The 7,151-nt window shown below is 62.0% G+C and carries 11 protein-coding genes and 1 pseudogene; 8 read left to right on the top strand and 4 right to left on the bottom strand.

Annotated features, from left to right (window positions below; translation table 11 throughout):
* Positions 1–529: 529 nt before the first annotated feature.
* The 4 genes and pseudogenes from ACESMT_RS12530 to ACESMT_RS12515 form a co-directional block, all read left to right on the top strand.
* On the top strand, positions 530–802 hold the full coding sequence (locus ACESMT_RS12530) for a BrnT family toxin (RefSeq protein WP_372826929.1): 273 nt from the start codon (positions 530–532) through the stop codon (positions 800–802).
* Positions 762–1,070: a BrnA antitoxin family protein gene (locus ACESMT_RS12525; protein ID WP_372826928.1), complete on the top strand. Its 309-nt coding sequence runs from the start codon at positions 762–764 to the stop codon at positions 1,068–1,070. The genes ACESMT_RS12530 and ACESMT_RS12525 overlap by 41 nt, the downstream gene beginning before the upstream one ends.
* Positions 1,071–1,091: 21 nt before the next feature.
* Entirely contained in the window at positions 1,092–1,256 is a 165-nt protein-coding gene (locus ACESMT_RS12520) for a hypothetical protein (protein WP_372826927.1), read from the top strand.
* 280 nt (positions 1,257–1,536) lie between these two features.
* Positions 1,537–1,650 (top strand): annotated as a pseudogene (locus ACESMT_RS12515) (hypothetical protein); the annotation flags it as partial.
* A gap of 118 nt (positions 1,651–1,768) precedes the next feature.
* On the opposite strand, the gene ACESMT_RS12510 reads toward ACESMT_RS12515, so the two are convergent.
* Together ACESMT_RS12510 and ACESMT_RS12505 are read right to left on the bottom strand one after the other, a co-directional pair.
* Positions 1,769–2,050 carry a BrnA antitoxin family protein gene (locus ACESMT_RS12510; RefSeq protein ID WP_372826926.1) on the bottom strand — a complete coding sequence of 94 codons (282 nt, stop codon included), beginning with the start codon at positions 2,048–2,050 and terminating at the stop codon, positions 1,769–1,771.
* Complete coding sequence (locus tag ACESMT_RS12505) at positions 2,028–2,303, bottom strand: BrnT family toxin (RefSeq protein ID WP_372826925.1); 276 nt, start codon at positions 2,301–2,303, stop codon at positions 2,028–2,030. Before ACESMT_RS12505 ends, ACESMT_RS12510 begins: the two co-directional genes overlap by 23 nt.
* A 21-nt stretch (positions 2,304–2,324) precedes the next feature.
* Between ACESMT_RS12505 and ACESMT_RS12500 the strand changes: the two genes are divergently transcribed.
* Positions 2,325–2,456: a hypothetical protein gene (locus tag ACESMT_RS12500; RefSeq protein WP_372826924.1), complete on the top strand. Its 132-nt coding sequence runs from the start codon at positions 2,325–2,327 to the stop codon at positions 2,454–2,456.
* Between the two features lie 184 nt (positions 2,457–2,640).
* Here the strand turns inward: ACESMT_RS12500 and ACESMT_RS12495 are convergent, their stop codons facing one another.
* Both ACESMT_RS12495 and ACESMT_RS12490 read right to left on the bottom strand, forming a co-directional pair.
* The gene (locus tag ACESMT_RS12495; RefSeq protein WP_372826923.1) at positions 2,641–2,970 is read right to left on the bottom strand and encodes a CcdB family protein; all 330 of its coding nucleotides are present in this window, start codon (positions 2,968–2,970) and stop codon (positions 2,641–2,643) included.
* Positions 2,970–3,218, bottom strand: coding sequence for a type II toxin-antitoxin system CcdA family antitoxin (locus ACESMT_RS12490; protein WP_372826922.1), 249 nt, complete (start codon positions 3,216–3,218; stop codon positions 2,970–2,972). Before ACESMT_RS12490 ends, ACESMT_RS12495 begins: the two co-directional genes overlap by 1 nt.
* A gap of 237 nt (positions 3,219–3,455) precedes the next feature.
* Here ACESMT_RS12490 and ACESMT_RS12485 point away from each other — a divergent pair, with 237 nt between their 5' ends.
* The 3 genes from ACESMT_RS12485 to ACESMT_RS12475 all read left to right on the top strand — a co-directional run bounded on the left by ACESMT_RS12485 (position 3,456) and on the right by ACESMT_RS12475 (position 7,116).
* Complete coding sequence (locus tag ACESMT_RS12485) at positions 3,456–5,045, top strand: glycosyltransferase (RefSeq protein ID WP_372826921.1); 1,590 nt, start codon at positions 3,456–3,458, stop codon at positions 5,043–5,045.
* 215 nt (positions 5,046–5,260) lie between these two features.
* Complete coding sequence (locus ACESMT_RS12480; protein ID WP_372826920.1) at positions 5,261–5,440, top strand: hypothetical protein; 180 nt, start codon at positions 5,261–5,263, stop codon at positions 5,438–5,440.
* A 503-nt stretch (positions 5,441–5,943) separates the two neighbouring features.
* Positions 5,944–7,116, top strand: coding sequence for a methyltransferase domain-containing protein (locus ACESMT_RS12475; protein WP_372826919.1), 1,173 nt, complete (start codon positions 5,944–5,946; stop codon positions 7,114–7,116).
* Positions 7,117–7,151 lie beyond the last annotated feature (35 nt).

Below are 7,151 nucleotides of genomic sequence, written 5' to 3'. Positions count from 1 at the left end.
GGGGGGGGCCTCCGGCGGCCTGGCAGGGGCCTGATTAAAAAATCCCAAAACCAGAAACTTCCAAACAGGTTCAGTTTCCATGGTCGGGGAAATTACAGAACGAATGTTGCACTACCTCTTCCGACGTCAACCAACACCCACCTGCGCGGCGCCAGCCCGTCGGGTTACGCCTTCGGCTAACCCGACCTACGGGGACCCAAGGGAAATCGGCCCCTGGCCCTTGTCAGACAAGCGTTGTCAGCGGGCAGGTCGGGTTGTAGGCAGGGCGGGTTGTAGGTCGGGTTTCAGGTAGGTCGGGTTAGCGCAGCGTAACCCGACATTTGCCGTCATCGACCAACATCAGCGTACGCGGCGCTGCTGCCAATGGCGTGCGTGGCACTTGCTGTCGGGTTACGCCTTCGGCTAACCCGACCTACGATCTGAGAAATAATATAAAGGACACCCACGTTGATTGATTAAGCTGCCGTCGCTGGCATTGCTGGCTTTGCTGGTATTGACCTCATCAGATAATGTAACTACAATAAGTTCTATGCAGATCGAGTTCGACTCCGATAAGCGCGATGAGACACTCACGGAGCGGGGTTTGGACTTTGCCAATGCTGGCGGGGTGTTCGCCGGGGTGAACGTGACAGCGGAAGATGCCCGGTTTGATTATGGCGAGCCACGATTTACCACCGTCGGCGTGCTGGAAGGCAGGATGGTGGTCTTGGTCTGGACGCCGCGCGGCGAGGTTCGCCGCATCATCAGCATGAGGAAAGCCAATGAACGCGAAATCACAAAATTCGCCCAAGCCCTGGGTTGATCCGGAGGACGCGCCGGAATTGACGGACGACTTCTTCGAGCAGGGTGATTGGAAAATCGGTGAACAGCCGGTATCGGCACAAGAAGGCAGTGCCGCGCTGAGTAAGGCGCTGTCCATTGGCCGTCCCAAGGCTGACATCACCAAACTGTCCCTGACGGTCCGCTACGACGCTGAAGTCGTTGAGGCCTTCAAGGCAACCGGCAAAGGCTGGCAGACACGGATGAATGCAGCCCTGCGCGACTGGTTGAAGACGCATTCGCCTGTGTAATCTTTTTTCAAAGTCTCCACCATGACCCGCCCCCGCTCATCTGTGGTTTCCCTGTCCGACACGCCCTGGCACCACGTCGTCCATCGCTGCGTGCGCCGGGCTTTTTTGTGCGGTGAAGACCGTGCCACCGGGCAAAAATTCGAGGCGTTCATCGCGCTGGCCTGTCGGGTTACGCCCGGGGGCTAACCCGACCTACGGGGACTACACATCCCCCGCCGGGCCAATCACCCCGCTGGATATTCTTTACGGCCACCGCCCCCCGATGGCGGCGGGCAACCTCTACATGGCGCACCGCTGCGGCTTCACTGATTCCATTTCCATTTCCATTTCAATGATGCTGTCATCCCGGACTTATGATGCTGTCATCCCGGACTTGATCCGGGATCCATGCCACATGAACCACCGGCGCGGGCTGGCGCAGCATGGATTGCGGGTCAAGCCCGCAATGACAATAGTTGCATGAACCACTGCCGCTGGCTGGCAAACGCGCATGAATGCGGCACTCAAAGACTGGCTCAAGACGCATTCTCTAGTGTGGTCCGCAGGTCAATGGGGTCAGGCCCTCATGGCACAAGGATAAGTGCGCGAAGGTCAATGCGAGGGTGGGCTGAGGCCCCGGTAGCGATAGGCAGGCGTTGCAAAACGAACAGCAAATCGCGTCAAGCAGGTAGGTCGGGGAATGCGCTCTCGTAGATGTGTCAATTTACCGGCGTGTGTGTGCGCAGCCAGTCTTTCAGAGCTGCATCAATGCGTGTCTGCCAGCCGTCACCTGCTGCCCTGAAGGCTTGCACCACATCGGGCGACAAGCGGATGGTGGTGGACACCTTGACGGGAGACTTTTGCCGGCCACGCGGAGGCCGCGCCAATTTGTCACGCAGACCCTGTGGCAAGTCATTGAAGCGCACGGACGCCTTGAACATCTCATCTGTCCATCCGGGATTGTCGCTGTCAATTAGTTCAGGATTGGGTTTCTTGTTCATACCGTTTCACCTCGCGTTTGTTGGCCTTACGAAAGCTGATGACCCGAATTCCCTTTTTGGCATCGGTGAACACCAGCGAATGCACCCGACTGTCCAACAGGCCAAGAGCCGAAAAGCGAGCCTCGGGGTAAGCTTTTCGGACATCCTGCCAAATGATGGCCGCCTCGAAATCGAAGCCTTCGACCAACTCGAACGACAAGCCGCGATGACGGATGTTGGCTTCGTTCTTCGCCGCGTCAAATTCCAGGTGCATAGGTCATATTGTAATAACACATTGACGTATTCGCAAGTCGGCACACTCCGGCGGGCGAAGCGTAACCCGACATTGCCCAACATTTGCCCGTCATCTGCCGACACCGCCATCAACATCCGCGGCGCCAGCCCGTCGGGTTACGCCTTCGGCTAACCCGACCTACGGTCTATCCATTCATAGGTCGGGTTTCAGGTAGGGTTTCACGTAGGTCGGGTTAGCGCAGCGTAACCCGACAATGCCCGACATCTTGATGAGCCGGCATCGACATGCGCGGAAAGAATCTAAAGGACACCCACGTTAATTCACCGATCGCAAGGACGGCCACGACAAGCTCGGCTCAACCCCAGGACCGAGTGAGAAGTTCATCCAAAGCGTCGGAAACAGCTTGCCCTTGATCCGCCAGAGATCCCACATGCGGCCCTAATTGATCGAGTGAGACGGAAACAATTTCCAGAGGATTCAATACAAGTTCGACACCCTCAATGTGGAAGACAGGGTTCGCCCGAGACCCGGCGCCAGCCTCTTGACCACGAATCTCCTGTCGCAGCACCAGAGGCGCAACCACTCGCCGCCTGTAACGATCAAAGAGCGATGACTGAACCACCACGACGAACGGAATCGAGGTCCGCATTTGACCCTGGTTGCGATGAACGTCAAACTGTGCCATCAGAGACGGTTGTACTCTTCTGCAAAAGAGCCGTGATCCGTCAGGAAGTCGTTCCATTCCTCGGCGCATGCGTCTGCCAGCTGACGGCGGCTCTGTTGTGACTTCTGCTGGGCAGCGACGTACTCGGCCAGCAGTATCTCCACCGTGGCTGACAAATTGTTCGTATACGATTTCGCCTGTGTCACCAATCCCTCCGTGAGGGTCAGGTTGACGGGACGTCTGCGTGATGTTGAGGCGTTGGTTTGCACAACAGCCACCTTTCATGCGTATGGAATGCGCATATTATCGGCGAAGGTGCAGAGTTGGCAATACGTAAAGGGGTAAAGTGGAAAAGTGGAAAAGTGGAAAAGGGGACTGTCCCCTTTCATCACTTTTCATCGTGGCTACGCCCGAAATACACGGATTCAAGAGAAATCAGCCTCTGGCCCTTGTCAGACAAGGGTTATCAGCTATGAAATTGATAGTATAAAACCGGATCGTTGACTTTGACCTCGCTTGCCCATGACCTTCAGTTAGCCAGCCGCCACGCGCAGGCCGCCCGGTTTGCCGAGATGCTGGCCATTTGCCGGCAGCTGGCAGACGCCCACGCGGGCAGTGTCCCGGCGCTGCTGGATGTCGGCGTGCTGCTGTCCAACTTCGGGTTCATGGGCCGCGCCCGCGAATGTTATGAGCGGGCGCTAACGCTGGCTCCTGACGATCTGCGAGCGCGCGTCAACCTGGCCAATCTGGCGCGTGATACGGGTGACGCGGCCGAGTGCCGCCGCCTGTATGCAGCCCTGCAGCAGCAGTGGCCGGACCACCCGGTGCTGCGCCGCAACGCGCTGGTCAGCCTTGAATATGACCCGCAGGCTTCTGATGCCGAGCGTCTGGCCCAGGCCAGGGCCTGGGGCGCGTGGGCGATGGGCCGGGCCGGTGGCCCGCGCGCGCGCCCCGCGCTGCGCCCGCTGCCGGGGCGGGCGCTGCGCGTGGGGTATGTGTCGGCCGACTTTTGCCAGCACACGGTGGGCCTGTTTTTCAGGGCCGTGGCGCAGGCGCATGACGCGGCCCGGGTGCTGCCGTTTGTCTACAGCGCCGGGTCGGTGCACGACGGGGTGACGGCCGCGATTCGCGCTGCCTGCCAGTTTCGTGACGTGGCCGCGCTGGACGACACGGCCGTGGCGGCGCTGATTGTGCAGGACCAGATTGACGTGCTGGTGGATTTGTCGGGCCACACTGCCGGTTCGCGCCTGACGCTGTTTGCGCAGCGGCCGGCCCCGGTGCTGGTGAGCTGGCTGGGCTACTTTGCCAGCACCGGGCTGGACTGCATGGATGCGGTATTGCTCGACAACTGGCACGCGCCGGCCGGGGCCGAGGCGCTGTTTGCCGAGCCGGTGCTGCGGCTGCCGGGCGGCAAATTTTGCTACCAGAGCGAATCGTTTGCGCCGGCCAACGTGGCGCCGCCGCCGTGCCTGGCGCGCGGCTACATCACTTTCGGCAGCTTTAACAACAGCGCCAAATACAACGCCGGCGTGTTCGATCTGTGGGCGCGGGTGCTGGACGCCGTGCCGGACGCGCGCCTGCTGCTCAAATGGCGCAGTTTCAACGACCCGGAATTTTGCGCGTCGGTCCTCCAGGCCTTTGCCGGACGCGGCATGGACCCGCAGCGGATTGAGCTGCGCCCCCCGTCCTTCCATGCCGACCTGCTCAAAGAGTACGCCGACATCGATATTGCGCTGGACCCTTTTCCGTTCACGGGGGGGCTGACCAGTTGCGAAGCCTTGTGGATGGGCGTGCCGGTGATCACCTGGCCGCAGAGCCGGGCGGTCAGCCGCCAGACCTTCGCCTTTCTCAGCGCCATCGGCCTGCCGAAGCTGGTGGCGGGTGATGCCGATGACTACCTGCGCATCGCCGTCGAACTGGCCGGGGACAGCGACCGGCTGGTGCGCCTGCGCGGCAGCCTGCGAGCGCGCATGTTGGCCTCGCCACTGATGGATGTGTCCGGCTTCACGCGCCAGCTGGAAGACAGCTTGAGCGGGGTGTACCAGTCTGTTTACCAGCAGGCAGGTCTGGCCCCAGGTCGCCCGGGTTCCAGGTAGGTCGGGTTAGCGCAGCGTAACCCGACAATGCCCGAAATCTGCCGACACCGCCATCAACGCTTGCGGCGCTGTCCGTCGGGTTACGCCTTCGGCTAACCCGACCTACGGCCCAGGGTTCGAGCGCTGTCCGTCGGGTTACGCCTTCGGTTGGCCCGATCACGCCGCTGGACATTCTCTATGGCCACGGCGCGGCGCTGGCGGCGGGCCATCACTACATGGCGCACAAGGGCGGTTTTACGCTGAAGTCGCTGACCGCCGCCTTGCAGCGGGCTGGTTTTCCGACGATCGCCGGCAAGCGCCGGGCGCGCGGGTTAGACCTGTGGGTGGTCGCAAGCCGCCAAGTCATGGCCGAGGCCGAGCTGCGGCGGCTGGCCGGCCAGGTGTTGCCGGAGTGAGGTGGAAATTGCGCCCTGGACCTCGTCGGAAAAGCGCTGTCAGCCATGAAGTTGAGAGCACTTGGCAAGCTTTTTTGCTGCGTGGCGCTTGCCCCGGCAAGCAGGTCGCCCGGGTTTCAGGTAGGTCGGGTTAGCGCAGCGTAACCCGACAATGCCCGAAATCTGCCGACACCGCCATCAACGTGCGCGGCGCTGTCCGTCGGGTTACGCCTTCGGCTACCCCGACCTACGGCTTCGTGCATCATCGGCTGGCCCGGGCCTGCAATCTCTTCATCTGCTTACATTTATACCGGCTCTGGCGCGCCAGGCCCCAAACTTGCAGACACAATAGGTCGGGTGGGTGCCAGGGCCTGATCAACCGGGAGGGTGGGTCAGGTCGGGGGCCGCTTGCGCGAGCGGGCGACCTCATAGCCGTCGGTTCAACACGCCTGAAAAGCGCGCCAACCTGCCAGGGGCGCGACCCGTCATCCCGTCCAAGGAATAACGACAATGCGACCCCAACCATGACTGCCCAGATGACCGCCCAGTTGACCAGAAATGAAAAACTGCTGACCGGGCTGAACCTCCAGACGGCGGTGGGCATCGAAATTGGCGCCCTGGACAAACCCATCATTCCGCCCTCGACACCGCATGTGTTTTATGTTGACCACGCGGAGACGGCGGTGCTGCGGTCCAAGTACCAGGGCGACCCCTACGTCAATGTGGACGCGCTGGTGCAGGTCCATGGGGTCTGGGGTGAGGCGTCGCTGGCGCAAGCTGCCGCGCGGGTGGCGCCGGTGGATTTTGTCATCGCGTCGCATGTGGTGGAGCACGTCCCCGACCTGATCGCATGGCTGCAGGAGCTGGCCTCGGTGCTCAAACCGCGCGGCCAAGTCCGGCTGGCCGTCCCTGACCGGCGCTATACCCTGGACGTGCTGCGGGCCGAGACGCGCGCCCCCGACGTGCTGGCCAGCCATCTGGCGGGCGCGCGGCGGCCGCAGGCGCGTGAAATCCTGGACTACATGACACACCTGGTGGGTGTCGATACCTGGAAAATCTGGGACGGCACCCAGGATACGGCGTCGCTCACCCGGCAAAGTTCGATTGAAAGCGGCATGGCCGTGGCGCGTGACTCTGCCGACAACGGCACTTACCACGACGTGCACTGCTGGGTGTTCACGCCGCTGTCTTTTGCCGTGCTGATGCACGACCTGGCCAGTGCCGCTTACCAGCCCTTCAAGTGCGCTGGTTACTTTCCGACAGAGCACAACACGAACGAGTTTTTCGTCACGCTGCAGTTGTGCGCCGATGCGGCGGAGGCCGCTATAAGCTGGAAGCGGTTGCAGCAAACCATCGAAGCGCAGCTCGATGCGCAGGCGCGCGAGCTGCGCGAGGCGCGTGTGCGCGAGATCCAGGCGCTACAGGCACAGTTGCAGCAGGCGCAGGCGCAGGTGGGGGTTGCGCAGGCGCAGGTGAATGACGCCCACGCGCGCGAGGCGCTGTTGCAGGCGCAGCGCCTGCAGGAGGCGCAGGCAGCAGAGGTGGCCCGGCTGGCGCTTGCCGACACGGTGGCCGCGGGCCAGTCGCAGATGGCCTGGCTGAACGACACCGTGGCGCTGATGCGGGCGTCCACCTCCTGGCGCATCACCGCGCCGTTGCGGGCGCTGAGCGCCTGGCTGCGGCGGGTACGCCACTGAAATACCTGGCTCTTGCGGCCCGGACTGGCCTGCGT

Origin of the sequence: Polaromonas sp. (assembly GCF_041689105.1) — a bacterium.
Taxonomy (GTDB): domain Bacteria; phylum Pseudomonadota; class Gammaproteobacteria; order Burkholderiales; family Burkholderiaceae_C; genus Polaromonas.
The sequence above is the reverse complement of the archived record's forward strand: the minus strand, read 5'-3'. Positions and strand labels throughout refer to the sequence as shown.

Excerpts from the sequence above, each read along its gene's own strand:
- ACESMT_RS12475 (WP_372826919.1), top strand. The coding sequence starts at position 5,944 with ATGACTGCCCAGATGACCGCCCAGTTGACCAGAAATGAAAAACTGCTG.
- ACESMT_RS12510 (WP_372826926.1), bottom strand. The coding sequence starts at position 2,050 with ATGAACAAGAAACCCAATCCTGAACTAATTGACAGCGACAATCCCGGA.
- ACESMT_RS12480 (WP_372826920.1), top strand. The coding sequence starts at position 5,261 with ATGGCGCACAAGGGCGGTTTTACGCTGAAGTCGCTGACCGCCGCCTTG.
- ACESMT_RS12525 (WP_372826928.1), top strand. The coding sequence starts at position 762 with ATGAACGCGAAATCACAAAATTCGCCCAAGCCCTGGGTTGATCCGGAG.
- ACESMT_RS12495 (WP_372826923.1), bottom strand. The coding sequence starts at position 2,970 with ATGGCACAGTTTGACGTTCATCGCAACCAGGGTCAAATGCGGACCTCG.
- ACESMT_RS12505 (WP_372826925.1), bottom strand. The coding sequence starts at position 2,303 with ATGCACCTGGAATTTGACGCGGCGAAGAACGAAGCCAACATCCGTCAT.
- ACESMT_RS12520 (WP_372826927.1), top strand. The coding sequence starts at position 1,092 with ATGACCCGCCCCCGCTCATCTGTGGTTTCCCTGTCCGACACGCCCTGG.
- ACESMT_RS12530 (WP_372826929.1), top strand. The coding sequence starts at position 530 with ATGCAGATCGAGTTCGACTCCGATAAGCGCGATGAGACACTCACGGAG.